Raw genomic sequence first — 25,898 nt, forward strand, 5'->3', positions numbered from 1 at the left:
ATGCCTTCACCGGCCTCTCAGGACTTATGGATTTCAACATTCCTGGAAGCGCAGGCGGCCGAACTTGGAGCGGCCACCAACACGCTTCTGGCGTATGGCCGTGATCTGCAAGATTTTTCGTCTTGGCTGGATCGCCACAAATCTGAATTTAATTTGGCCAGCAGAGACCAGATCGAAGGCTATCTAATTGACTGCGATGCCCTGGGGTTATCCCGCTCCACGCTGGCACGTAGGCTATCCGCGATAAAACAACTTTACCGATTTGCATTCGAGGAAGGCTGGCGCGAAACGAACCCCGCCATTCAAATAAAAGGTCCGGGGCGGCAGAAACGCTTGCCGAAAACGCTAGATGTAGCCGAGGTAGATCGCCTGCTTGAGGCCGCTCGTCGAACAGGTCGCAGTACGAGCGACAAGGTCCGAAATACGTGCTTGATGGAGCTTCTTTACGCAACCGGAATGCGCGTGACAGAGCTGGTGTCGTTGCCAGTTTCATCTGCGCGCGGTGATCCACGCATGTTGCTTATTTTGGGTAAAGGCGGCAAGGAAAGGATGGTTCCTCTGTCTCCCCCAGCCCGGGACGCGCTGGCCGCCTGGTTGATCTTGCGGGATGAGGCCGAAGATCAGGCAGTTGCCAAAGGCGTTCAAAGATCCCGTTTTCTGTTCCCTTCGCGAGGAAAATCAGGGCACCTAACGCGCCATCGTTTTTTTCTGTTGGTGAAAGAATTGGCGGTCGAGGGCGGCGTTTCACCTGAGAAAGTCACCCCTCATACCCTTCGTCATGCCTTTGCTACCCACCTCTTAGCAAATGGCGCGGATCTGCGATCCATTCAGACCCTGCTGGGTCACGCTGACGTGGCTACCACTGAAATTTACACCCATGTTCTGGACGAGCGCCTGTCCAAGCTGGTGCTGGAACACCACCCTTTGGCCAAAGATGATGGGTCGAACTAGGGCTAAACCCTTGATTGCACGAGGCCGCACCCCCATAACGGATGCAGAAACAGTAATTATCAAGGACCGATGGAACCCACTCCTTCTCTGCTAGATGGCGCTTTTTGGATCACTTCCTGCTCCATCCTCCTGCTACTAGTGCTCTCGGGCTTTTTTTCCGGATCGGAAACCGCGCTTACTGCTTCATCCCGAGGCAAGCTGAGGGCGCAGGCAGATAAGGGATCGAGGGGTGCTAAAAAAGCTTTGGACATTACCGACGACAACGAACGCCTGATTGGATCGGTTCTGCTAGGCAACAACCTTGTGAACATCCTTGCGGCTTCGCTGGCAACAGCCCTATTCACACGCCTGTTCGGTGAAAGTGGCGTCGCTTTGGCCACCCTTGTCATGACTTTTCTGGTGTTGATCTTCGCGGAAGTGTTGCCCAAGACCTACGCTATTACGAACGCGGAAAAAGCAGCGGCAGCAGTCGCTCCGGTCATCAGTATCGTTGTGACCGTTTTCTCACCCATCGTTGCTGCGGTGCGTCTTTTGGTACGCGGTGTATTACGTATTTTTGGCGTGCAAATCGACCCTGACAGCAACATTCTGGCAGTACGAGAGGAAATCGCCGGAGCCTTGCAACTGGGCCACTCCGAAGGCGTCGTTGAAAAAGAAGACCGGGATCGCATTCTTGGCGCGTTGGATCTAGGAGACCGCGCCGTTGAAGAGATCATGCTGCATCGATCAAACATCGAGATGATCGATGCTGACGACGAACCCGAAGCCATTCTAAAACAGTGTCTCGAAAGTCAGCATACTCGCCTGCCGGTGTTCCGGGACGAACCGGAAAACATCGTAGGGGTTGTTCATGCTAAGGACCTGTTTCGAGCGATGTACGCTCAAGCCGGGGGAGCAGATGGCGACACAGAGCGATTGAAAACATTTGATATCTCAAAAGTGGCGAACGATCCCTATTTCGTACCCGAGACGACAACGCTGGATGACCAGATGCGGGAGTTTTTACGAATGCACAGCCACTTTGCCCTTGTGGTTGACGAATACGGATCGCTACGCGGTCTGATCACGCTGGAGGATATTCTGGAAGAGATCGTTGGTGAAATCGCTGACGAATTCGACATTGACGAAGAAGTTCCTGTCACCCGAACGGAAGACGGCCAATATCTTGTCGAAGGTGCCATGACGATCCGCGATGCTAATCGCGCGCTCGAGTGGAACTTACCCGATGAGGAGGCAAACACGGTTGCCGGACTTGTCATTCACGAAGCTCAGATGATCCCTACCGTCGGTCAGGTATTCTCATTTCATGGATTCCGTTTCGAAGTGACAGCCCGCGAGGGCAACCGGATTACTGGCCTGAAAGTCAGGCCCTTGTAAACGTTGTTTCTCGCTTGGTGAAAACGACAATTTCGGTCGTTCCCGCGACAGAACAGTATCGCTCTGCCTTGCACCGTCTCGGCAACAATTGGAGGCGCAGATGAAAAACGCATGTCAGGTGGTCGTCATTGGCGGCGGAGTAGTAGGGTGTTCCGTATTGTACCACCTGACTAAGTTAGGTTGGTCGGACGTGATGTTATTGGAACGGTCCGAGCTGACTTCGGGCTCAACATGGCACGCGGCAGGAGGTTTCCACACGCTTAACGGCGACACTAACATGGCCGCGCTCCAAGGATATACGATCCGATTATACAAAGAGCTGGAAGAGATTACCGGAATGTCCTGTGGGCTGCACCATGTCGGCGGTATTACTCTGGCTGACAACCAAGACCGCTTCGACATGTTGTTGGCCGAGCGGGCCAAGCATCGGTTTATGGGTCTTGAAACTGAAATTGTCGGGCCCGAGGAAATTAAGCGGATCGCGCCCACAACGAACACCGATGGCATTATTGGAGCGCTATATGATCCATTGGATGGACACCTTGATCCGTCAGGCACCACTCACGCTTATGCCAAGGCTGCCAGGATGGGTGGCGCAGCAATCGAAACTCATTGCATGGTGGTCGAAACCAATCAGCGCGCCGATGGCACATGGAACGTTGTAACGGACAAGGGAACCATTCATACAGAACACGTTGTAAACGCGGGCGGGCTTTGGGCACGCGAAGTCGGAGCAATGGCAGGCATCTATTTCCCCCTGCACCCCATGGAACATCAATACCTAGTAACTGACGCGATTCCAGAAATCGAAGCTATTATCGACGCCGGTGGAGAGCATCCACACGTCATGGACCCAGCCGGAGAAAGCTATTTGAGGCAAGAGGGACTCGGCCTTTGCATCGGCTTTTACGAACAGCCGTGCAAACCTTGGGCAGTTGACGGAACGCCGTGGAGCTTTGGGCACGAGTTACTGCCTGACGACTACGACAAAATCACTGACAGTATCGAGTTCGCTTATCGTCGGTTTCCGGTTCTTGCCAAGGCAGGCATAAAATCGGTCATTCATGGCCCGTTTACCTTTGCGCCTGACGGAAATCCACTGGTTGGGCCAGTACCGGGGATGAGAAATTATTGGTCCGCCTGCGGTGTGATGGCCGGGTTTAGTCAGGGCGGAGGCGTGGGTTTAACCCTTGCTCAATGGATGATCGAAGGCGAGCCGGAACGAGACGTCTTCGCCATGGACGTAGCTAGATTTGGAGACTGGATTAGCCCTGGCTATACACGGCCCAAGGTGATTGAAAACTATCAGAAACGTTTCAGCGTCGCTTACCCAAACGAAGAACTGCCCGCCGCGCGCCCCAATCGAACAACGCCCATGTATGATATTTTCAGCGAAATGGGCGCAGTTTGGGGACAGCAATACGGGCTGGAAGTGCCCAACTATTTTGCTCAGCGCGGTGAACCGGGATATGAAACACCGTCATTTCGCAGGTCAGACGCCTTTGACGCGACCGGGCGTGAGGTGCGAGCCGTGCGAAACGGTGTCGGCATCAACGAGGTCCACAACTTCGGTAAGTACCTTATCACCGGTCCGGGTGCCCGTGCATGGTTAGACCGGATCATGGCAGGCCGGATGCCAAAGCCTGGCCGCTTGTCGCTAACTCCAATGTTGTCTCACAAAGGCAAACTGATTGGGGACTTCACTGTGTCCTGCCTTAGCGAAACCGAATTTCAACTGACTGCATCATACGGCAGTCAGGCTTTTCATATGCGTTGGTTTGAGCGGAATGCTCAAGAAGACGTCGTTGTCGAAAACGTTAGTGACCGTTTGAATGGTTTTCAGATCGCAGGGCCGAAAGCCGCAAGTGTATTGGCCGAATGCACGCGAGATGACATCAAGGATTTCAAGTTTCTTGATGTCCGCCGCATGATCGTTGGCATGACCGACTGTACCGTTCAAAGGGTAAGCTACACCGGCGATCTTGGCTTTGAGATTTACTGCGATCCGATGGCTCAGCGCCAACTTTGGCAAACATTGTGGCAGGCTGGAAAGCCGCACAGTATGCAACCGTTTGGAATGCGGGCAATGATGAGCTTGAGACTGGATAAGTTCTTTGGGTCATGGATGCGGGAATTTTCGCCGGACTATACAGCGGCCGAAACCGGATTGGATCGTTTTATCGCGTTTTCCAAAAATGCAGATTTCATCGGTCGTGCACCTGCGGAGGATGAAAGAGACAAGGGGTTGACCAGAAAACTAGTCTCATTCGAGGTAGATGCCGCCGACGCTGATGTGAATGCTTATGAACCGATCTGGTTGGATGGAAACGTTGTCGGTTTCTGTACTTCGGGCGGGTATTCACATTATGCTCAAAAATCCGTGGCGATGGGTTTTCTACCTATCGAACGAGTAAGCGATGGCTTGGAAGTTGAGATCGAAATACTGGGGCAGATGCGAAAAGCGCGGGTAATATTGGAGCCTCTTTTTGACCCAGGCGGAGACAGAATGCGGGGATGACATAACCCCGCTTGGGTTACATGGTAACGACATGAAAAAGATACCAGTCATTCTGTTGGCCGCTGGCCAGTCCCAACGTATGGGCGGCGCAGACAAATTGATACAAAAGATTGACGGTGTTCCGCTGCTTCGCCGCATGGCGCAGATTGCCGAACCAGTTGGGCCGGTTATAGTTGCCCTTCCTCCAGCGCCCCATCCCAGATACGAAGTTCTGAAAGGGCTGGACGTGTTGACAGAACCAATCCCAAACGCTTCAGAGGGGATGAACGCTAGTCTGCGAGGCGCTTTGACCAGAGTGCCCCAAAAAGCAGATGCAGTTATGGTTCTGTTGTCGGATTTGCCGGAACTGACAAGTGATGACCTATTGGCGGTTTCACAGTCGATGATATCGCATCCACACAACCTGATCTGGAGAGGAGCCACTAACGATGGAAAACCCGGCCATCCGGTTATTTTTCATCATTCTCTGTTTCCCCAGTTATCCGAGTTATCCGGCGATAGCGGAGCGCAGGCGGTCGTTAGAAACAACATCGACAGGCTACATTTGCAGATACTGCCCAACCAAAACGCATTGATGGATCTGGATACGCCGGAAGAGTGGGCAATATGGCAGGCAAAGCGGGCAAAGTGACTTAACGGAAGTTTCAAAAAAAACACAGCCCGGTCTTTTCAGACCGGGCTGCTGCCCAAAACAGGACTACCACTTTCACCAATCTCAACGAGCGCAGCCATTCAGCCTAATAGGCTTACTGACCATTCCGCTGCCGAACCTAAACAAGACCCCCTCGTTAACATGCCGCTCCGCGCTATGGAGACTGAGATGTGCCTTCAACACCCCCTAGTGTCTCAGGCCCCTCACTTGGGCAAGATCATCGTCGCCTATCAGTCGCCTACAAACAATCTAAAATTGGACAAAAGGGTTAATTTTGACGCCTTCAGGTTGGCAATTTCGCAACAACAAACCAACTCCGTTTCTACTTTAAGCAGAATTTAAAAACCTGCCCGCAGATCAACTATCTATCCAATAAAATAGCTGTGCAGATATCGATATGAATTGTCAGAACTAGATCGCCAGACCACACAACGGCTACAACAAAGAGAACAATTTTAAGTTGATTGCCTTGACAGACCGAGCTAGTTCGACTTGATCGTTAACAAAATTGAATCAAATCCGCACTTGCGGCCAATAAGCATTCAAATCGACACAAAACGACCGATTCGCCACACGGCGTCGGCGTGATTCGTTTCTCATCCTGTATTAGAAACGCGAAAAGTGGCAAAATTAAGGTATCTTAATTTTTTGATCAGAATCCACCAACACTCGGATGTCATTTCCTGACCATAAGCGCGGATCAAACCGCCCAAACAGACAGGAGTCATAATGAGCATCCGTAAATCCTCACTGCTTTTCCCTCGTACTTCCAATTGGGTCGGAGTCGGCGCACTTGGTGCCGCCTTACTGGCGACGACCGCCCTGCCCTCTTTGGCAGACGAGGCTCTGGCCGACCTTGTGGAATCCGTTTCACCATCGGTCGTAACAATCATCGCTGAACAAAAATCTTCCCCAGCGCCAGCTCGTGGCCAAGACTTTGATTTCAAAGGCCATCCATTCGGTGAGTTCTTCGAGCGTTTTGGCGGGCCCGAAGGCTTTCAAATGCCCGACCGTGGTCCTGGACAAGGGTTGGGTTCCGGTTTCGTCCTTGATGAGGATGGCTACATCGTAACCAATCATCACGTGGTCGACAACGCCAGTTCCGTAACTGTACGTCTCAGCGACAACCGGTCATACGAAGCGGAAGTCGTTGGCACTGACGCATTAACCGACATCGCCGTTTTGAAGATTGACGCCGGTGAAGACCTTCAGGCCGTGCGGCTTGGCGACAGCGACGTAATACGCGTTGGCGAAGATGTTGTTGCGATTGGCAATCCGTTTGGGCTTAGCTCGACGGTAACCACAGGGATCGTTTCGGCCAAAGGCCGCAATATCTCTGAAGGTCCTTACGCTGAATTCATCCAAACAGATGCAGCTATAAACAAAGGCAATTCAGGCGGTCCGCTATTCAATATGGAAGGCGAAGTAATCGGCGTGAACTCGGCCATTTATTCACCCAGTGGTGGTTCTGTGGGCCTTGGGTTTGCTGTTACTTCGAACATCGTTGAACACATCACCGCAGATCTTCGGGATGATGGTCAGGTAAGCCGTGGCTGGTTGGGTGTCTCTATCCAGAATGTCAGCCCTCAGCTGGCAGCAGCTCTTGGTATTGACGAAACTTCGGGGGCGTTGGTCTCGGATGTTGTTGACGGCAGCCCAGCGGACGGAACTCTTCAACAGGGCGACGTTATCCTGAGCTTTAACGATGAAGCCATCGACTCCAGCAGCGATTTGCCGATCCTTGTCGGCACGACCAAGGTGGGATCTGACAGCGTTCTAACCGTTCTTCGCGATGGCAAAGAACAAAAGATCGAAGTGACTATAGGTCAACACCAATCGGCTGAAGCCCAGATCGACAACATCACCGACGACAAGGTTGAAGGCACGTCATTGGGCGTTACCGTGGCACCACTGACAGAAAGCACCCGGACTGAAATGGGCATGTCCGAAACAGTGGACGGTGTGGTTGTAACAGAATTGCAACCTGAAAGCCCAGCAGCCAAAGCCGGACTTCAGCGTGGCGACGTCATCGTTCGGATTGGAAATCAGGACACAGTGACGCCAGATGCCCTGAAAGCAGCGCTGGAAAGCGAAAAGACTGACCCTGCGTTGCTGTTGATCAACCGTGGCGGGAATCAGATCTTTGTCGCAGTCGAGATAGCCTGACACCAAGCCCAAGTGCGCCACTTGATGGGGAGATCTGGCGCACTATTCCGGCCAGCGCGGTTTGTCCACGTGCTGTCGGAAAGGCCGGGTGCGGCTGTGCACCCGGCCAGTTTTTTTTAGGAAGAGACTATGTTTATATCGCGAGTAAAGGGAGCCCCGACCATGAGCAGACGGCTGTTGATCGTTGAAGATGACGAAGACACACGTGACTTCATCGCCAAAGGTTTTAGCGAAGAGGGCTATATAATCGAGGCCGCTTCTGATGGTCGCGAAGGACTGTACCATGCCACTGACGGCGGGTTCGATGCTGTTGTGCTGGACCGAATGCTGCCTGGGCTGGATGGCTTGTCGTTGATCAAGTCGATGCGAGCTGCAGGAGTAAAAACCCCTGTATTGATGCTTACGGCCATGAGTGCGGTCGACGAGCGTGTCAAAGGCCTACGGGCCGGAGCAGACGACTACTTGGTTAAGCCGTTTTCATTTCAGGAACTCCATGCCCGTATCGAAGCCCTCTTGCGCCGCCCTCAGGAGTCGGAAGAAACTGCCACCTTGGGGTGTCGCGACCTTGAGATGGATTTGCTGACTCGCAAAGTGACACGCAATGGTCGCGAAATCACGCTCACACCGCGCGAATTTCAAATTCTCGAGTTTTTCTTGCGCCGCAAAAACCGCGTCGTTTCCCGCACAATGTTGCTGGAAGGCGTATGGGATTATCATTTCGACCCCAACACGAATGTCGTCGATGTCCATATTTCTAAACTGCGCCGTCAGCTGGACGAAGGTGGCGACGATCCGATAATTGAAACCGTCCGGGGCGCCGGATATATGGTTTCGGATGCATAACGTTCTGCTTTCACTAAAGAATTCCCGGACAAGATTAGTGCTGGCCAGTATGGTGCTCAGCACATTGTTGACTGCGGCCATTCTGGCAATGGTATACGTCACGGCCAACCGAACCATCGCCAGTGAAACCAGATCCGTTGTCTCCGCAGAATTGACCGGGTTATCAGACGAATATGAGCGGCGCGGTTTGATCGGCCTGATGAACGCGATAGAGCGACGACTTCCCACCGCCGCGGATCGCGACGCGCTTTACTTGCTTACCGGTCGGCAAGGAACCAAGTTGGCCGGAAACCTTGTGAGTTGGCCCGACGATGTAATAGCCGGCAGCGGTTGGGTCGAGTTGCAGCTCCGAAAAGGCGAAACTGACGAATACGTGCCGATTTCTGCTGCATCAATCCGTCTTCCCGGTGGTGAGCGTCTTTTGGTCGGGCGCGACGCCCTGGCGCGACAGCAATTTGATCGTATCTTATTCAGAACGGTCGGACTGGCGCTTTTAACAGCATTTGCGCTCAGTTTATTGACCGGCTGGTTGCTTACAAGGCTGGTTTTCTCGCGACTAAAGGACTTCGCTGATACGGCAGACAACATAGTTTCAGGCGATCTTTCGCTTCGAATGCCGTTGCGAGGTACAGGAGACGAGTTCGATCAAGTGGCCGGAACGCTTAACAACATGCTGGATCGAATTGAAGAGCTGATTAGTAATCTACGTACCACATCAAACTCCATCGCCCATGACTTGCGCTCGCCTCTGTCGCGGCTGCGCCAACGTGTCGAAGCGCTTAGTGAACCAGAAAAGACCGACGAAGAGCGCGAAGTCGACATGGCGCGGGCAACTGGCGAGATCGATCATGTTCTGCGTGTTCTGACACAATTGACCGAAATTTCACGCGCCGAAGCAGGATTGGGCCGAGAGCAGTTCGAACCGATAAACCTTCGCCAACTAGTCGAAGACGTAGTGGAACTGTATGAACCTGTGGCGTCCGATCAAGGCATACAACTTGAAGTAGTAGGCGCTTCTGAACCAATTCAGGGCCATCGCCCACTGCTGTCCCAAGCTCTGTCCAATCTGCTGGAGAATGCGATGCGATATGCGCCGCACGCCTCAAAAATCACCATCGGAATCCGCGAAAATGGCCCATACACTCTATTAAGCGTTCGAGATCGCGGACCCGGGGTGCCTGAGGCCGATCTTCCACGCCTGCAAATGCCTTTTGTCACACTGGACCCAGCCAGAACACAACGGAACGCAGGTTTGGGGCTGGCTTTAGTCGCCGCCATTTCACACATGCACGGCGGAGCTTTCATGGCACGTAATTGCCAGCCGGGGCTTGAAACTATCTTGAAACTGGCGCGGACTCCCTAATTAGGAATGCCGTTGATCGCCAAAGTTTTGTTTTTGTAGCGTTTATCCTCGGTCACATCCGCACCGAACCAATCAGGAGGTGAATAAGCGCGCGCGGCTTCTTCGGAGTTGAACTCAATCTCGACCAAACACAAAGAAGAAAGAGAGCCCAAGAATACATCTAACTCAAATGTCCGCCCGTCAGGCAGTAAGCCAGTGTAGCGCTCCTTCTCTACCCTTCTACCCTCTGTTTCAGGCCAAAAGATTTCGAACTGCGTACCTGAAATTTCAGCCTCACGCTCGACCCGTGCGATGTCACCTCCTCCCTTAAGGGTCATAAAATATTGGTCATTTTTTTGTCGAAGTCGCAATTCAGTCGAATCGTCAGGGTGGGTCAAATAGCCTTGGCGCACGAACGCTTTGCGGGTCTGCGAAAGGTCAGGCATCGTCGCGACCAAAAATTTGCGTTCAATTTCTAAGCTCATCTTTTTGAATCCAACCCTTTTTTCAATTCCTTGAACAGTTCCCTGTAAGCCAATCCGGCAACGCTCCGACTGGCGTAAGTGACGACCGGAGCGCGATATAGACCCATTCGTTCAATATCAGCTGAAAAGGGGATGCTCGTACTCATAAAACGCTTGCGGTATTGCTTGCGCATGGCTGCTATCGTTTCCACGTGCAGTTTTTTACGCCTCTGCACCATAGAGAAGAAGGCGCGTAGTTTTTTCTTGGGAAGTTTGTGTTCATCAAAGAAACCGACCAATTGGTCGAACGTTCGTTCAGACAAGGTACTTGGAATAACCGGAACCACAATAGTATCAGCGGCCTTAAAGATGTTTTCGGATAGGGTCGAAAAGTTTGGCGGGCAATCCAAAACAATCACGTCGTAGTCCCCACCAACAGACTTCAGTGCCTTTTTCAAACGCGATCTTTTATTGCGCATTCGGGATAGAAAGACGTCAAAATCGCGATACGTCATATTTGCCGGTAATACGTCCAAGTTCTTAAAATCACTGGCTCTTATCGATTTGGTAAAGCGTTTGACGTCTTCGAAAAAACGCGCTTCCGTAAGTTTCTTTGAAGGTTTAACCCGAAGGTAAAACCCAGATGCCCCTTGCGGATCGAGATCACACAGTAAAACACGCATTCCTGCCTGTGCACAGGCATAAGCCAAGTTAACCGAAGTTGCAGTTTTTCCAACACCGCCCTTATTGCTGTAACAGGCAATGATTTTCATTCCTCAGTCCCCCGGTGTTTGAAACAGGATACGGAACAGCTCTCGGATGTCCGGACTGTCGAAATGTTGGAAGTTAGAGACTACCCTTTCCCTCTCAGCCTGTTGCCTTTGGTTGAGAATTGCTATCAATCCTCCAACCGACAATCCAAGATTTGCGTCAACTTGACCCGAGCTGGAACTTTGTTGGACAGCAAAAGCCAACAAAGCGTCTTGCTGAACCGAACAATCATTGAAAGCTCCAAGATTGTCCTGTAGCCGTTTCAAGGGTTTGATAATTGTTTTGAATGCCTTAGCATCGAAAAGCTGGGCAAAAAACTCCATGAGGTACCGCAGCTTTTTGCAGTGAATGCGCAACTCATGAACTGCCTCATCAGGGGTTTCAGGATCGATACTACGAGCCAGCTTGCAGACCTTTCGGTAGCGTTTCCAGATCAGAGAGCACGCATATTTATAAGCACCAAGGTCGGCATTTTGGCCAAATTCCAAACGCGTTGGATCGTCAAATTGAGCTGCCAGCTCTTTCATCGACTGGTCGTAACTGGCACTCCGAAACCTGCGAGACAACTTCTTCTGCTCACGTGCGCGTTCTGTTTCAAATTGATCAAACATCTTGCCCAATCCGGCGTGAAGAGACGGCGGCACAAGTTTGAAGTAACTTTCTCTTTCCAGCAGATAGACATCAAGATCCCTTAGCCGACCGGTTGGAGACATCAGATCGGAAAAGATGCGTTTAAGTTCGGCAGTTTCTTGGTCGGAAAAAACTCCTTTGAAAAGGCTTAATACGGACCGGACTCGGCGCAAGGATACGCGGTAATCGTGAAGAAATTCGGTGTCGATGTCGGCAATCACGCCTGCTTCATTTTTTCGCGCGACGGCAATGAAAGTTCGGATGATTTCCGTCGCAGCCTCGGACGCCGGTTCCAACTTGCCAAAGTGTATGGTCGGCTTGGCTTGATATTGTTCGACATTCGGGAATAAAGCTCCGAACACGGTTTCTAGGCCGTGATGCGGTCCGGCCATTGAACGCAATGAGCCCTTAACAGTCTCAAAAGCGCGGTCGTAACCACGCAGTCTTTGGATCGAAGCCAATGAAACCTGCCCGGCATCGGACCTAAGTACTACAAAAGAGCCTCTGACCACTGTTTTCTGCAATTCGTCAAGCGCGGCTAAAGAGCCGGTTTCGATGATCCCCCTGCCTATCTCTGTCAACGCGCGCAGCGGTGGAAATCCAGCCAAGGAGTCCCGAACGGGTCCATCTGGCAATTCATTCACAAACTTGCCATAGCCTTTGCCGGCCTGCGAAACCCACACTTGGTCCGGCTGCAGCAATTGTAATCTATTTCCGGATTCGATCAGAAGACATCCAGAATTTCGAAGGGACTGGTCATGATCATCAAGAATGACAAATGGTTTTTTCTGCTGATGCAGTTCAGCTTGCAGCGTCAGGTTACTGTCAGCTTGCAGAGCAACATCCAAGTCGAACGCGCCGGGAAATACTACCAAATCGTTATCTGCATCCGACATGCTCAACCCTTTTTCGCCTTATTCAGGTAGTCTTGAACCAATGTCTCAACGATTTTTTGAACGCTGCTGCCTTCCTCGATGGCCCTGATCTTTAATGCCTTTAGAGTTTTTCCGTCCAACCTTAATGAGGTGTTCTTTTTCACTTTGGACATCATCACCCCTATGACAGCATGACGTCATGAAATCTCAACTTATCTATACAATCAAGGTTCCTTAAAGAATAAGTCGGAATTAATTGACAAATGGAGCCCTTTGTTCGCCAATTCGAATATGTGCCCGGTTTTAAGAACAGAAAAATAATCTGCCCGTGTTTTGACTTTAAATTGACCGATTGAGAGACGGTCGTCTTTAAGTCGATTATGGGCCGCTTTGAACTACTGCCATACGGCATGAGTTGGCCACGATTTCAATGTGAGCGTAAGTGTTTAAGTTTGATGAATAAACCAGGGTGACAGATTGGCAGCGCCCAGATAGAACGGCACCATGACCGATCCTGTCTCCTCCATTCGCAACCTTGGCCCTGCCTATGAGGACGCTTGCGCCCGCGCGGGAATTCATTCGGCGCAAGAGCTTCGAGATTTGGGTGCAGACGAAGCATACGCTAGGCTATTAACTGCTGGCACCAAACCGCACTTTATCGGTTATTACGTTCTGGTCATGGGCTTGCAGGGCCGCCCGTGGAACGATTGCAAAGGCGATGAAAAGAAAGCTTTGCGCGAGCGGTTCGACTTGATCAAAGCAAATGCGCGAAGCTCTCCGGCAAGCCAGATGATTTCAGAACTGGATGCACTTGGCGTTCGCGTTAATGTTCAAGACTTTGAACAAACTTAAAGTGCCGCGCCACAAATCGGGCGCGGCTCAGATATGATTATATGCAGGCCTATTAGCCGACCAATTCAATTCCGGAAAAGAAGTAGGCAATCTCTACCGCCGCAGTTTCAGGAGCGTCTGAACCGTGAACCGAGTTTTCCCCGACGGACTCAGCGAACTCAGCTCGGATGGTTCCGGGTGCCGCGTCAGCGGGATTGGTCGCGCCCATGACTTCGCGATTTTTCGCTATGGCACCTTCGCCTTCCAGAACCTGAACAACGACCGGAGCTGAGGACATAAATTCGCAAAGCTCGTCATAAAAAGGGCGCTCGGCATGTACTTCATAGAACTTGCCAGCTTGTTCCTTTGTCATATGGATACGCTTTTGCGCGACGATGCGCAGACCGGCTTCTTCAAATTTCGCGTTAATTTTGCCGGTCAGGTTGCGGCGTGTCGCATCCGGTTTGATGATTGAGAATGTGCGTTCCAGTGCCATGTAGGCCTCTCCTTAAGTTGCCAGCGCGGATTGCACCACGCCAAAATCCATCGCGCGCCGCGTAGCACGGTATTTAACTTAAGAAAAGCGTTATGATGGCTGCTGTTCACTCAGGTGATCAGATTGCGTCTGGCAAAGGGTCAGTCACATCCACCCATCGTACATAGAGCACGGCAAGCAGCCCCACAAAACTACTGGCGCACATCATTCCCAGTACCAGAAAGGGCCCATTTGTTGGACTAACAAAAGCACCTGTCATCGAGGTGAGCACCGCCCCAAGTGCGACGATCATAGCACCAGATAAACCTGCAGCACTTCCTGCCAATTTCGGGCGAACAGACATTAATCCCGACGATGCATTGGCGTTCGTTAGCCCGTTTCCAAAACCGACGAAAATTGCCGAACCAAAGAAAACCCACACGGAGCCTTGGCCGGCAAGGAACAAAGATAGTCCAACAAACGGGCCAACAGATGCGAATATCCGGCCTATCAGGATCATTGTCGTCAACCTAGTTCGCGTTGCTATACGTCCCGTTATGAAATTGCCGACCATGAACCCGCCGGTAATGATGCCTATTCCCAAACCCAACATTGCCGGACTCAGATCAAACCACGCCTGTGCGACCAGCGGCGCCCCGGTAATAAAACTGTAGAACCCCCCAATTGAAAACGCCATGCAAAGTGCATAACCCCAAAACCTGCGGGCCCGAAACAAATGCGGGTACTCGCTTAACTGTGCGCTAAAAGTAGACGAGCGTTCGGAATTGGTTTCCCCCATGTCCGCCCACAAAAGTGCTAGCAATCCTGTGCCTGCTAGCGAGTAAAAAACAAACCCCGCCCGCCAACCAAACAACATATCAAGTGCACCGCCCAGCATTGGCCCTAACATCGGGGCAAGCGCCATGGCCATAGCAACGTACCCCAACTTACTGGCCGCCTCGTTCGGCGGGTACATATCCCGGATCGTGGCACTGGATAAAACTGATCCTGCAACCACAGATGCCTGCAACAAACGAAATCCAAGAAATACCCAAATCGACTCGGCCAGAACGCAGCCGAACGAAGCACATGCAAAAAGCCCCATGCAAATCAACAACACCGGTCTTCGACCAAAACGATCTGACAGCGGCCCAATGATCAGTTGTAATACGGCTGACACCGCTAAATATCCGGCTACAGATATGTTGATCAGCGAATAGTCGACCTGGAAATCTTCGCTCATTCGAGCGAGCGAAGGCAAAAACAAATTCAGGGACAAAACCGACAGCGCCGTCGCAAATACCAGTGTTACCAACGATGGGGGCGTCCGTGCCGCGCGCATGATATGAACCGAATTAAAAATTTTGCCGGGTCAGCGCTAGCACATTGAACATCCGTTGAACACGTCAAGCTGCTGGCGGCTACTTTATTGCTCTGGTAATAGCGCGTCATGCTCAGGATCCAGAACATAAATTATGCCATCGAAGGCCGTCCGCTGTTTGATGGGGCCAGCGCAACAATACCCGCTGGTCACAAGGTCGGCTTGGTTGGTCGCAACGGGACCGGAAAAACTACGCTTTTCCGCCTGATCCGAGGGGAATTGGCACTGGAGTCTGGCGAAATCACGCTTCCAAAACTTGCTCGTATCGGTGGTGTCGCGCAAGAGGTGCCATCGTCAGAGGTATCACTGATCAACACAGTATTGGCCGCCGATACCGAACGCAGCGAGTTGATGGCCGAAGCCGAGAACGCGTCGGACGCAGATCGTATTGCCGAGATACAAACCCGGCTTGCCGATATCGACGCTTGGTCGGCCGAGGCTCGGGCAGCTTCGATTCTCAAAGGACTGGGGTTCGATGATGATGAGCAGCTAAAGCCATGCTCGGACTTTTCTGGTGGTTGGCGAATGCGGGTTGCTTTGGCGGCTGTCTTGTTTTCGCAACCAGATCTTTTGTTGCTGGACGAGCCAACCAATTATCTAGATTTGGAAGGCTCATTGTGGCTGGAAAGTTACCTGGCCAAATACCCCCACACTGTGATCATCATCAGCCATGATCGCGATTTGCTAAATCGCGCAGTCGGGTCGATCCTACATCTGGAAGACCGCAATTTAACGTACTATGCGGTGCCCTACGATAAATTCGCCGAACGCCGCGCTGAGCGGCTGGCACAAGCGGAATCAGAGAACGCAAAGGCCAAAGCGCGAATAGCACACTTACAAAGCTTTGTAGATCGGTTTCGGTACAAGGCATCCAAGGCAGTTCAAGCTCAATCCCGGCTGAAAATGATTGAGCGAATTCAACTGATTTCGACCCCGCAAGAGGCTGCACTTCGCGCATTCTCTTTCCCAAAGCCCGAGGAACTGTCACCGCCAATCATACAGCTCGAAGGAGGCGTGACCGGCTACGGCGAAACTGAGGTGTTGCGTAGGTTGAACCTCCGCATTGATCAGGATGACCGGATCGCGCTTTTGGGCAAGAACGGACAAGGCAAATCGACCCTGTCAAAGCTGCTTTCGGACAGGTTGCCTTTGATGGCTGGTAAAATGACACGTAGTTCGAAAATGCGGATAGGGTATTTCGCTCAGCATCAGGTGGATGAACTATATGTCGATGAAACACCGCTGGATCATTTGCGGCGGCTTCGCCCGGAAGAGGCACCTGGAAAGTGGCGATCGCGGCTGGCTGGTTTTGGGTTAAACGCCGATCAGGCGGAAACCAAAGTTGGTCGGCTATCAGGTGGACAAAAGGCGCGGCTTTCACTGTTGATCGCAACAATCGATGCGCCGCATATGCTGATTTTGGACGAACCAACCAACCATCTTGACATCGAAAGTCGTGAGGCGTTGGTCGAAGCGCTAACTGCTTATTCAGGAGCAGTTATTCTAGTCAGCCACGACATGCACCTGCTGTCACTTGTTGCAGACCGCCTGTGGCTGGTCTCGGATGGCACTGTAAAAACCTATGAAGGTGATCTTGAGACTTATCGTTCAATGCTTTTGGCGCGGGACAAACCAATCAAAGAAAAACCTTTGACACCCAAGCTCAAACGGCCCTCCCGCGATGCAGTGTTGGCTATGCGCGCGGATCTGCGCAAATGCGAGGACCGGATCGAAAAGTTGACTGACATGCATGAAAAACTGTCAACGAAACTGGCCGACCCAGCGTTGTACCAAGACGACAGGATCGACGATTTGGAAACCTGGAACCGCAAATTTGCAGAAGTGGTCGAGGCGATGCAAAAAGCCGAGGCACTGTGGGTCGCGGCGGCTGAACGGCTGGAACAGGCGGAAACCACATGAATGATCCCGTTTTTGAAACCAAAGCCATGATCGCAGGCATGCGCCCCGCAATCCAACCGGGCGAGTTCGCATTTGTGATCTGGCCTAAAGATAAGGTGTGGCCCAAAGGAACACGTGCAAGCATTGTCGAAGCGGAAGGTCTTTCGCTTGTGGTGCCAATCGATGCAGCCCCGTCGGACGCGCTCGCAATGCGTTGCATAACGTTGCAAGTGCACTCCTCATTAGAAGGTGTGGGCCTTATGGCCGCCGTATCTGACACCTTGGCGAAATCAGGAATTCCTGCAAATGTGATTGCGGGCTATCACCACGACCATGTCTTTGTACCTACCCATCAGGCGCAATCGGCGTTGGACCTTCTGATGACACTGCAGCAGAGCGCGATGGAATGATGGAATTTGCGTTCTTCGTAACTGCATTCACCACATTATTCGTGGTCATCGACCCGTTTGGCACAACGCCAATCTTTGTTGCAATGACGCAGGATATGGACGCTCGCGACCGTCGTCGAACGGCGCTGCGAACGTGCCTGACGGCATCCTGTATATTGATTGCATTTGCCGCCTTTGGCGAGGCAGTGCTTGGTTTTGTCGGCATCTCGATGGAGGCGTTCAGAGTGGCCGGCGGGGCGCTGCTGTTTCTGACCGCTCTCGACATGCTGTTTGAACGTCGGACTAAGCGACGGGAAGATCGTGCTGAGCAGGAGGAGCATCCTGACCCTTCGGTTTTCCCATTGGCCATTCCATTGGTCGCCGGACCGGGTTCAATCGCGACGATTATTCTGCTTGCAGGAGAGCACCCAGGAATTCAGGGAATTGTCACCGCCTGCGTAGTCATGCTTGCGGTCATGGCTGTCGTTCTAGCGTTCTTTATGGCGGGGGGCTTGATCGGCCAAATTCTTGGTAAGACTGGGCTGAATGTCCTGACCCGCCTTCTTGGCATGTTGCTTGCGGCACTGTCAGTTCAGTTCATATTGGACGGGCTCAAGGCCTTTGGTTTTGCGTCATAAATACCCATATAGGGCACACGTGAACTTATCTGGGTGACAGCATGGGATTGGATGGCGACAGTTTAGCAAGATTGGCTTACCTGAGCCTGCTGGGCGCGGCCTTGATTGCGTGGTTCTTTACACAGAACCGGCAGTCGATTGGTAAGACTATGCAGCAGGCTTTGGCTTGGGTTTTCATTTTTATCGGCGTCATAGCTATTGTCGGCCTGTGGGAAGATATCCGCACGACTGTTGGCCCTTCAGCGCATCTTTCCGTCACTGAAAGCTCTATTGAAGTGCCTCGTTCCGTTGATGGGCATTATTACCTTTCAATGCTGGTGGATGGAGAACCCATAACGTTTCTGGTCGATACAGGTGCCAGCCAAATCGTTCTAAGTTCGCAGGATGCAAAACGGGTCGGGATCGACCCCGATCAACTTAATTATATTGGCCGTGCTTTTACAGCTAACGGAGAAGTCCGTACTGCTCCGGTACGTCTTCAAAGTTTAACGCTGGGACCAATTTCAGATAAAAATGTTTCCGCCTGGGTCAATGAAGGTGAATTGCACCAGTCTTTGCTGGGTATGGATTATCTACAGCGTTTTTCCGCGGTTCAATTCTCTGATGGCCGCTTGATCTTGTCCCGTTAAGCGGCCTGCTGTCACTTTACAGATTGAGAACAAAATAGGAACATGTTAATCTGTCAGTATGTCTACGCATCTTCTTGGCCGCAAACCTGCGCGTGAAACGCCGGGGGTTGCTCTTCATCCGCAGATCACACTGCAACTAGCCCGCGTGCACGAGGCCTGCGGTCCAGCCAGGCGCAGCTTTGCCATGTGGTTGGCCGGTCAGACACAAGGTCCGGTCCTGTGGATTTCTCCTGCATGGGAGCCCGGCCAGCTAAACCCAGACGGGATGATGGCCTTTGCCGATCCGGCCCGCTTCCTGTTTGTCCGCCCTACCCGCGCCGAAGATCTGCTGTGGTGTATGGAAGAGGCGCTGCGGAGCGGGGCGATTCCATTAGTCATTGGCGACCTACCTGGCGCACCGGGGCTGACACCGGTGCGCCGCATGCACTTGGCTGCCGAACAAGGCGGCACGATGGGGCAAGCCCCACTAGGGCTTTTGCTGACACCCGGAAACGGTGGCGCACAAGGGGTCGAGACGCGCTGGCACATGGCTGCGGTCCATAAAGGCGAGGCAAGGCGCTGGACACTGACCCGCCGCCGTGCCCGCGCACTGCCCCCGGTAAGTTGGCGCGCCACCCAAACCGAGTCGCGCGCCGGACTGAACCTGCAACGCATCGCCTCAAAAAACGCAACCAAATAAACCTAAAAAAAACGCGCAACTTTTGACTGGCCAAAACATAAGGCGAGTCATAGCGTCCCGCCATGACCCATCCGATTCACGATAGCCGCTACGCTTGGACCCGCCTTGCGATCACCCTGATAATTGCAACCGTAGCGAACGTCGGAATGTGGGCCGTAATTGTCGTAATGCCGGCAATCGAAACAGAATTTGGTGCAGGACGCGCCGAGGCGTCCATGCCCTACACTCTGGCGATGATCGGCTTTGCCCTGGGAAATATGTGGCTGGGGCGGCTTGTAGACCGGATGGGAGTTACCAAAGCCCTGATCGGGGCTGCAGTGTTAAGCGCCATCAGTTATCTACTAGCAACACTCGCGCCAAACATGATTTTGCTTGCAGCAGCACATCTCCTGCTGGGTCTCGGTACGTCGGTCGGCTTTGGCCCACTAATTGCCGATATATCACACTGGTTCATGCGTCGGCGCGGGATTGCAGTGGCTCTCGTCGCAAGTGGGAATTACCTGTCCGGCGCAATCTGGCCGACTTTGCTGTCGGGAATTCTGGCGCGCGACGGTTGGCAACTGGTTTATTTGACGCTGGCGGCGATGACACTGATTGTTGTAATCCCACTGTCTCTGCTTCTGCGTCGCCAGGTCCCGATCGAGGCCCACCAAACCGCTGCTGTAAACGCACAGACAAATGCGCGCAGTGTCGGGATATCACCTCGGGCGCTGCAATATATCCTAGGACTCGCAGGGATAGGTTGCTGTGTCGCCATGTCTATGCCGCAAGTCCATATCGTCGCGTACTGCGTGGGTCTGGGATATGGTCCGGCCGTGGGCGCCGAGATGCTTTCGCTGATGCTGTTGGGTGGTGTGGTCAGCCGGGTCGTGTCGGGGTTAGTCGCAGACCAACTGGGCGGAGTATATACACTGCTGATTGGCTCAACCCTCCAATGTATAGCGCTTTTTCTTTTCTTGCCCTACGATGGGATGGTGTCGCTGTATATTATCAGCCTCCTTTTTGGGCTGGCTCAGGGAGGTATTGTGCCAAGTTACGCATTGGTTGTACGCGAATACATGCCACCACAGGAAGCCGGCGCCCGGGTCGGTTTTGTTATGATGATGACAATCATGGGCATGGCACTGGGCGGGTGGATGTCCGGATGGATTTACGACTTAACCGGAAATTACCAATTGGCCTTTATTAACGGAATTCTGTGGAATGGCCTGAACATTGCTATACTTCTGTTCTTGCTCGGCCGCTCACGGCCCAAAAAGCAAGAGGTTTTGGCTTGAAACACCTGACACGGCGGTCCGTTATCGCGGGCATAGCAACGTTACCGTTGGCACGTTCCGCGCAAGCAGCGCTGGTCCCGTATACGTTATCAACACAAAGCACTTCAGTTGGTTTCACCTTTAACCTGTCGGGGGTTGCCCAAAGCGGTACGATGCCGATTAAGGCAGCAAATATTGAAATTGATACGTCGCGTCTGCAAAACAGCCGTGTCAGCGTGACACTTAATGTAGCAGCTGCGCGCACCCGATTGCCGTTTGCCCGTGGGCCTATGCTAGGTCAAAGCGTTCTAGATGCAGAGGCCTACCCTACGATCACTTTCAATTCGACCGATATTCAGCTGAGTCCTTCGGGGCACATTTCCAACGGCGCTCAGATCACCGGAGAATTAACCGTCCGAGGAGTGACAAAGCCTGTAACTTTACTGGCGGACCTTTATCGCCGGCCAGGAAGCAAAGTGGACGATCTGAACTCCCTTTCGATCCGTCTGGCCGGCGCACTGGATCGTCATGCTTTTGGTGCTTCGGGATATCCAGAACTGGTCGCTGACGAGGTCGGGCTTAACATTCGCGCAGAGGTAATCCGTACGCTCTAAAGCCCGAAGGACGAAAAACGACGCGACAAAGTCGAATTGTTACGCGCAATGTCGAAAGATGCCGTCATTCTGCACCTGTTATGCGCACGATCATTTCCTTTGCTGCCCTTTTTCTTTCCGTCATTCTGCTGCAGCTCTCAACTGGCGGCGTAGGTCCTTTGGACGCCATTTCTGGCCTGACTCTCGAATTCAGCACTGAACAGATCGGTTTATTGGGGTCAGCGCATTTTCTTGGCTTCTTTATCGGTTGCTGGTGGGCCCCAAGGTTGATGGGCAACATCGGTCATTCCCGCGCTTTCGCCGTTTGTACCGCGCTTGGTGCGATGGGACTGATTGGCCATACCCTGACCGACAACGCCTATGTCTGGGCGTTGTTGCGCGTTGCCTCGGGTACCTGTGTCGCAGGGGCTTACACCGTAATTGAGGCTTGGCTAAACGCAAAGGTTACCAACGAAACCCGTGGGCGTGCCATGGGAACCTATCGGATCGTTGATATGGGCGCCTCATTGGGCGCGCAGCTGATTATTGCAGTGCTGCCGCCCGCCTCTTACGTATCCTATAACTTACTGGCGATCTTGTGTTGCGCTTCTCTGCTTCCGCTTACGCTTACCAAAGCCAGCCAGCCGAAAACGCCCGATGCTCCGCGCCTGCGACCAAAACTTGCTTGGCGCAGTTCACCATTGGCCGTTGCTGGTGTGATAGTGGCGGCGCTTAGTTCCGCCTCGTTCAGAATGGTCGGCCCCGTTTATGGACAAGAGGTCGGTTTAGACGTCGATCAAATCGCGTTTTTCTTGGCTTCGTTCGTTTTAGGCGGGGCATTGGCGCAATATCCAGTGGGTTGGTTGGCCGACAAATACGATCGCCGATGGGTATTGATTTGGCTTTCAGCTGCTGCAGTTCTCAGCAGCTTTGTTACGATGGCCGCGAGTGGCACTGGCACTGTGGGAGTGATGTTGACCGCCGGGTTCTTCGGGCTGACGACATTTCCGATCTTCTCAGTCTCCTCTGCCCATGCCAATGACTTTGCCACGACTGAGGAACGGGTGGAACTTTCTGCTGCTTTGATGTTCTGGTTTGCACTAGGGGCAATTGCATCGCCCTATGTTTCATCCACTTTGATCCAGAGTTTCGGCCCCGGCGCACTGTTCGCGTTTGTGGCCCTGGGGCACTTAGGCTTAATTGTTTTTGGCCTTGCCCGCATGCGTTCTCGCCCTACACCGGAAGAACGTACCAATTATGTCTACGCCCCGAGAACATCGTTCACAATCGGGCGCCTGCTAAAGCGTGCCCGAGAGGAATAGTTCCGGGTCAAGAACATCCTAGCCTGACTGTGTTTGCGGGCCGGACATTAGACCAAAGAACCGCTTGTCAAAGTTGGAACCAGAACAATCAAGCAGAATTTGACAGAGACATCTTTTCATTCGTCGACCGCAAACACTGACGGCGACACAGGGATCAATTCATCCAGAATTGAACCGGCCTCATAGCCCAGAAGGTCGACCTCCATCCGAGCCGGGTCACCAAATGCCCAGGCACCCACAAGCCTTTGCATCTTTGCATAACCCGCATACTTTGCCATTGCGTCAGTCCCGTGGGCGCTTTCTGCGAACAACACCTGCCCGGCAGTCACCTTTTCAGGCATCACCCTCTGCAAGTACAAGAGTACAACATTGACGTTTTTAACGTTAGATCCACCGTGGTGTACCACGTACATTTTATTCCAATCGTCTTCGTCCATTTCCGAACGCGCATCTGATACTGCTTTGTGTAATGCCTCAAGCTCGGCCCGAGCTGCATCGCGCATGTTGGCCGACCATTCTGGCCTCATGTCGTTAATAACTTTAATAACCGCCTCGCGGGTCAGCTTTTGCTCGGACAATGCTTGGTCGACAAATGCCTTAGCCGTTTCCAGCATTTTTTTCTGACGAACCATAGCGGACTCGGAAATTTTGAGGCCGTCAATCAATGGAAGAAGCTTTTCTATTTCTTCAGAAATGGTTGAGAACTCGTTCTTCCAGAGCTCACTGGCCGCATCCCCCTGTGGCCACGGCGTGACGGCGCCGATAATGCCCAGCAAAATATGCGACGTGGACTTGAAGACTAGGTAATGCGGGGCGTCTCTGGAATATGTTGCTTGCCCGCCGTCGTCTGAAAGAACCGTAACGTCACGCGCAATGATCATAACAGGACGCGTAGTAGCTGTTAGTGCATCTTGCCCCCGACGAAAAATCGAAAGCATGGCGTGATCGAAGTCTTCGATTGCATTTATCGCATCGCTTTGATCGGCTTTCGCGTAAGGTGTTAAATTAACGAAAGCTGCACAAAACATGGCAAAGATAGTCAGACCGTGCCTGAACCATGGTGTAAGCATTCACCCCTCCCAATTTGAGCCGTAGAATTATGATACATTATTGGCTCATTTGCGCGAACAGAGTGATACGGCGGTGAAACTGGGGCGTTAAGCAGCCGCAGCTGAACGCATCGACTGGCAAGATTCACCTGTTACAGAGACCTAAGGTCAATCCAAAAGGTTTTTTAACGTTGGATACGCTTTTCCAGATTATTTATAGTCGTTTGGTTGCGAAACCGGGCTTTTGCTGGACGGTGACATAAGGTAGACGGGCGCGCAGACAGATACGTGGAAACGCAAAAATGGCCCGGATACTCATCACCTCGGCGATCCCTTACATAAATGGGATCAAGCACCTCGGAAATCTCATCGGATCGCAACTTCCGGCCGATTTGTACGCGCGGTATCAGCGCGGCCGCGGGAATGAGGTCATGTTTCTTTGCGCCACCGATGAACACGGGACCCCTGCAGAACTAGCTGCGGCAAAGGCAGGCAAGCCGGTCGCCGAATATTGCGCCGAGATGTATGGAATACAAGCAGACATCGCCAATCGTTTTGGACTTAGTTTTGATCATTTTGGTCGATCTTCGAGTGAACAGAACAAACATCTTACGCAACATTTCGCAGGAAAGCTGGACGAATCTGGTTTAATCCGCGAAGTCAGCGAGAAACAAATCTATTCTAATGCGGATGGCAGGTTTCTTCCCGACCGCTATATCGAAGGTACCTGCCCCAATTGTGGTTACGACCGAGCGCGCGGTGACCAGTGTGAGAATTGTACGAAACAGTTGGACCCCACCGATCTAATCGAGCCACGCTCGGCCATTTCGGGCTCAACGGATTTAGAGGTGCGTGAAACTAAACACCTCTATTTACGTCAATCCGCGATGAAGGATCAGTTGGATGAATGGATTGACAGTAAGACAGACTGGCCGATCCTGACCACATCTATCGCGAAAAAATGGCTTCATGACGGCGACGGGCTGCAAGACCGAGGGATAACTCGCGATCTGGATTGGGGTGTACCGGTCAAGAAAGGCGATCAAGACTGGCCTGGCATGGAAGGAAAAGTCTTCTACGTGTGGTTTGACGCACCTATCGAATACATCGCCTGCGCAAAAGAATGGGCCGACGCAAATGGCAGAACAGACGCAGATTGGCAGCGTTGGTGGCGTACTGACAAAGGGGCCGACGATGTACGCTATGTTCAGTTTATGGGTAAGGACAACGTCCCGTTTCACACCCTGAGCTTCCCCGCGACTATTTTGGGATCAGGCGAGCCATGGAAGATGGTCGATCACCTAAAGTCGTTTAACTATCTCAATTATGACGGAGGCCAGTTTTCTACTTCGCAGGGACGCGGCGTATTCATGGACCAAGCTCTTGAGATTTTGCCGGCCGATTATTGGCGTTGGTGGCTACTAAGTCACGCACCGGAAAGCAGTGACAGCGAATTCACATGGGAAAACTTCCAGCAATCGGTGAACAAAGATTTGGCAGACGTTCTGGGCAACTTTGTAAGCCGTATCACCAAATTCTGCCGCTCGAAATTCGGGGAAACCGTTCCCGAAGGTGGCGACTTTGGTGAAAGGGAACAAACGCTAATTTCAGAACTCACGCGCCGCATTCGCGCCTATGAGGGCCATATGGAAGCGATGGAGGTTCGTAAATCGGCACAGGAACTGCGCGCCATATGGGTCGCTGGAAATGAATACCTGCAAGCGGCCGCACCTTGGTCAACCTTTAAGGAAGACCGGGAACTTGCCGCTACGCAAGTTCGTCTGGGTTTGAACTTGATCCGTCTTTACGCAGTCCTGAGTGCACCATTTATCCCGGAAACTTCCGCCCGAATGCTCAGCGCAATGAACACGCTGGATACAAGCTGGCCCGACGATGTGGCGGTCGCTTTGACGTCCCTACCCGCTGGGCATGAATTTTCTGTACCTGACGTTTTATTCGCCAAAATTACGGATGAGCAACGCGAAGATTGGCAAACTCGGTTCGCCGGGACACGCGACTAAAATTTCGCATTTCAAAAGGCAACCGGTGTCCTTGACGTATTTGGAGCGCCATCAGAGGTTGCTTATGTTTAAAATCGGGGGAAGGACAACAGGGCACTTGGCTAAGTTGTCCAACCGATAGGAAAATTAATGATCTTTTATCCATGA

At 52.4% G+C, this 25,898-nt stretch carries 24 protein-coding genes; 17 read left to right on the plus strand and 7 right to left on the minus strand.

What is annotated here, in order from left to right; genetic code table 11:
• The 7 genes from GOV45_RS05745 to GOV45_RS05775 all read left to right on the plus strand — a co-directional run bounded on the left by GOV45_RS05745 (window position 1) and on the right by GOV45_RS05775 (window position 9,870).
• Window positions 1-951, plus strand: a complete 951-nt coding sequence (locus GOV45_RS05745; protein WP_170475450.1) for a tyrosine recombinase — start codon at window positions 1-3, stop codon at window positions 949-951.
• A 69-nt stretch (window positions 952-1,020) separates the two neighbouring features.
• Entirely contained in the window at window positions 1,021-2,328 is a 1,308-nt protein-coding gene (locus tag GOV45_RS05750; RefSeq protein WP_170475452.1) for an HlyC/CorC family transporter, read from the plus strand.
• A gap of 100 nt (window positions 2,329-2,428) precedes the next feature.
• Window positions 2,429-4,846, plus strand: a complete 2,418-nt coding sequence (locus GOV45_RS05755) for a GcvT family protein (RefSeq protein ID WP_170475453.1) — start codon at window positions 2,429-2,431, stop codon at window positions 4,844-4,846.
• A gap of 31 nt (window positions 4,847-4,877) precedes the next feature.
• Entirely contained in the window at window positions 4,878-5,477 is a 600-nt protein-coding gene (locus tag GOV45_RS05760) for a nucleotidyltransferase family protein (RefSeq protein ID WP_170475455.1), read from the plus strand.
• A 750-nt stretch (window positions 5,478-6,227) separates the two neighbouring features.
• Window positions 6,228-7,664, plus strand: a complete 1,437-nt coding sequence (locus GOV45_RS05765; RefSeq protein ID WP_170475457.1) for a DegQ family serine endoprotease — start codon at window positions 6,228-6,230, stop codon at window positions 7,662-7,664.
• 162 nt (window positions 7,665-7,826) lie between these two features.
• Window positions 7,827-8,507: a response regulator transcription factor gene (locus GOV45_RS05770; protein ID WP_170475459.1), complete on the plus strand. Its 681-nt coding sequence runs from the start codon at window positions 7,827-7,829 to the stop codon at window positions 8,505-8,507.
• Window positions 8,500-9,870 (plus strand): sensor histidine kinase, encoded by a 1,371-nt coding sequence (locus GOV45_RS05775; RefSeq protein ID WP_170475460.1) that lies wholly within the window; start codon window positions 8,500-8,502, stop codon window positions 9,868-9,870. Before GOV45_RS05770 ends, GOV45_RS05775 begins: the two co-directional genes overlap by 8 nt.
• On the opposite strand, the gene GOV45_RS05780 is transcribed toward GOV45_RS05775, so the two are convergent.
• Genes GOV45_RS05780 through GOV45_RS05795 form a run of 4 tightly spaced genes read right to left on the minus strand, consistent with a single transcriptional unit; the run spans window position 9,867 to window position 12,762 of the window.
• Entirely contained in the window at window positions 9,867-10,334 is a 468-nt protein-coding gene (locus GOV45_RS05780; protein WP_170475462.1) for a CYTH domain-containing protein, read from the minus strand. The two genes, GOV45_RS05775 and GOV45_RS05780, sit on opposite strands and share 4 nt — an antisense overlap.
• On the minus strand, window positions 10,331-11,086 hold the full coding sequence (locus GOV45_RS05785; RefSeq protein ID WP_170475464.1) for a ParA family protein: 756 nt from the start codon (window positions 11,084-11,086) through the stop codon (window positions 10,331-10,333). The genes GOV45_RS05780 and GOV45_RS05785 overlap by 4 nt, the downstream gene beginning before the upstream one ends.
• A 3-nt stretch (window positions 11,087-11,089) precedes the next feature.
• Window positions 11,090-12,610, minus strand: coding sequence for a CHAD domain-containing protein (locus tag GOV45_RS05790; RefSeq protein ID WP_170475466.1), 1,521 nt, complete (start codon window positions 12,608-12,610; stop codon window positions 11,090-11,092).
• Between the two features lie 2 nt (window positions 12,611-12,612).
• Window positions 12,613-12,762 (minus strand): hypothetical protein, encoded by a 150-nt coding sequence (locus tag GOV45_RS05795; protein WP_170475468.1) that lies wholly within the window; start codon window positions 12,760-12,762, stop codon window positions 12,613-12,615.
• A gap of 331 nt (window positions 12,763-13,093) precedes the next feature.
• Here GOV45_RS05795 and GOV45_RS05800 point away from each other — a divergent pair, with 331 nt between their 5' ends.
• Window positions 13,094-13,441 carry a TfoX/Sxy family protein gene (locus GOV45_RS05800; protein ID WP_170475470.1) on the plus strand — a complete coding sequence of 116 codons (348 nt, stop codon included), beginning with the start codon at window positions 13,094-13,096 and terminating at the stop codon, window positions 13,439-13,441.
• A gap of 52 nt (window positions 13,442-13,493) precedes the next feature.
• On the opposite strand, the gene ndk is transcribed toward GOV45_RS05800, so the two are convergent.
• Together ndk and GOV45_RS05810 are read right to left on the minus strand one after the other, a co-directional pair.
• On the minus strand, window positions 13,494-13,916 hold the full coding sequence (gene ndk, locus GOV45_RS05805) for a nucleoside-diphosphate kinase (RefSeq protein WP_068334875.1): 423 nt from the start codon (window positions 13,914-13,916) through the stop codon (window positions 13,494-13,496).
• A 118-nt stretch (window positions 13,917-14,034) separates the two neighbouring features.
• Window positions 14,035-15,237 (minus strand): multidrug effflux MFS transporter, encoded by a 1,203-nt coding sequence (locus GOV45_RS05810; RefSeq protein ID WP_170475471.1) that lies wholly within the window; start codon window positions 15,235-15,237, stop codon window positions 14,035-14,037.
• Between the two features lie 108 nt (window positions 15,238-15,345).
• On the opposite strand from GOV45_RS05810, the gene GOV45_RS05815 reads away from it, so the two are divergent.
• The 8 genes from GOV45_RS05815 to GOV45_RS05850 all read left to right on the plus strand — a co-directional run bounded on the left by GOV45_RS05815 (window position 15,346) and on the right by GOV45_RS05850 (window position 22,681).
• Window positions 15,346-17,196, plus strand: coding sequence for an ABC-F family ATP-binding cassette domain-containing protein (locus tag GOV45_RS05815; protein ID WP_170475473.1), 1,851 nt, complete (start codon window positions 15,346-15,348; stop codon window positions 17,194-17,196).
• Window positions 17,193-17,585, plus strand: a complete 393-nt coding sequence (locus tag GOV45_RS05820) for an ACT domain-containing protein (RefSeq protein WP_170475475.1) — start codon at window positions 17,193-17,195, stop codon at window positions 17,583-17,585. The genes GOV45_RS05815 and GOV45_RS05820 overlap by 4 nt, the downstream gene beginning before the upstream one ends.
• Window positions 17,582-18,202 (plus strand): MarC family protein, encoded by a 621-nt coding sequence (locus tag GOV45_RS05825; RefSeq protein ID WP_170475477.1) that lies wholly within the window; start codon window positions 17,582-17,584, stop codon window positions 18,200-18,202. Before GOV45_RS05820 ends, GOV45_RS05825 begins: the two co-directional genes overlap by 4 nt.
• Before the next feature lie 41 nt (window positions 18,203-18,243).
• Window positions 18,244-18,831 carry a retropepsin-like aspartic protease family protein gene (locus tag GOV45_RS05830; protein ID WP_437436512.1) on the plus strand — a complete coding sequence of 196 codons (588 nt, stop codon included), beginning with the start codon at window positions 18,244-18,246 and terminating at the stop codon, window positions 18,829-18,831.
• Window positions 18,832-18,889: 58 nt separating this feature from the next.
• Window positions 18,890-19,510: an ImuA family protein gene (locus GOV45_RS05835; protein ID WP_170475479.1), complete on the plus strand. Its 621-nt coding sequence runs from the start codon at window positions 18,890-18,892 to the stop codon at window positions 19,508-19,510.
• Between the two features lie 62 nt (window positions 19,511-19,572).
• The gene (locus tag GOV45_RS05840) at window positions 19,573-20,787 is read left to right on the plus strand and encodes an MFS transporter (protein WP_170475481.1); all 1,215 of its coding nucleotides are present in this window, start codon (window positions 19,573-19,575) and stop codon (window positions 20,785-20,787) included.
• Window positions 20,784-21,380, plus strand: coding sequence for a YceI family protein (locus tag GOV45_RS05845; RefSeq protein ID WP_170475483.1), 597 nt, complete (start codon window positions 20,784-20,786; stop codon window positions 21,378-21,380). The genes GOV45_RS05840 and GOV45_RS05845 overlap by 4 nt, the downstream gene beginning before the upstream one ends.
• Before the next feature lie 80 nt (window positions 21,381-21,460).
• The gene (locus tag GOV45_RS05850; protein WP_170475484.1) at window positions 21,461-22,681 is read left to right on the plus strand and encodes an MFS transporter; all 1,221 of its coding nucleotides are present in this window, start codon (window positions 21,461-21,463) and stop codon (window positions 22,679-22,681) included.
• Between the two features lie 116 nt (window positions 22,682-22,797).
• Here GOV45_RS05850 and GOV45_RS05855 read toward each other — a convergent pair whose 3' ends face one another.
• A complete protein-coding gene (locus GOV45_RS05855; protein ID WP_170475486.1) occupies window positions 22,798-23,751 on the minus strand; it encodes a hypothetical protein in 954 nt (317 codons plus the stop codon).
• Window positions 23,752-24,032: 281 nt separating this feature from the next.
• Between GOV45_RS05855 and metG the strand changes: the two genes are divergently transcribed.
• On the plus strand, window positions 24,033-25,751 hold the full coding sequence (gene metG, locus GOV45_RS05860) for a methionine--tRNA ligase (protein WP_170475488.1): 1,719 nt from the start codon (window positions 24,033-24,035) through the stop codon (window positions 25,749-25,751).
• Window positions 25,752-25,898 lie beyond the last annotated feature (147 nt).

Origin of the sequence: Ruegeria arenilitoris, from assembly GCF_013035425.1 — a bacterium.
GTDB lineage: Bacteria > Pseudomonadota > Alphaproteobacteria > Rhodobacterales > Rhodobacteraceae > Ruegeria > Ruegeria arenilitoris_A.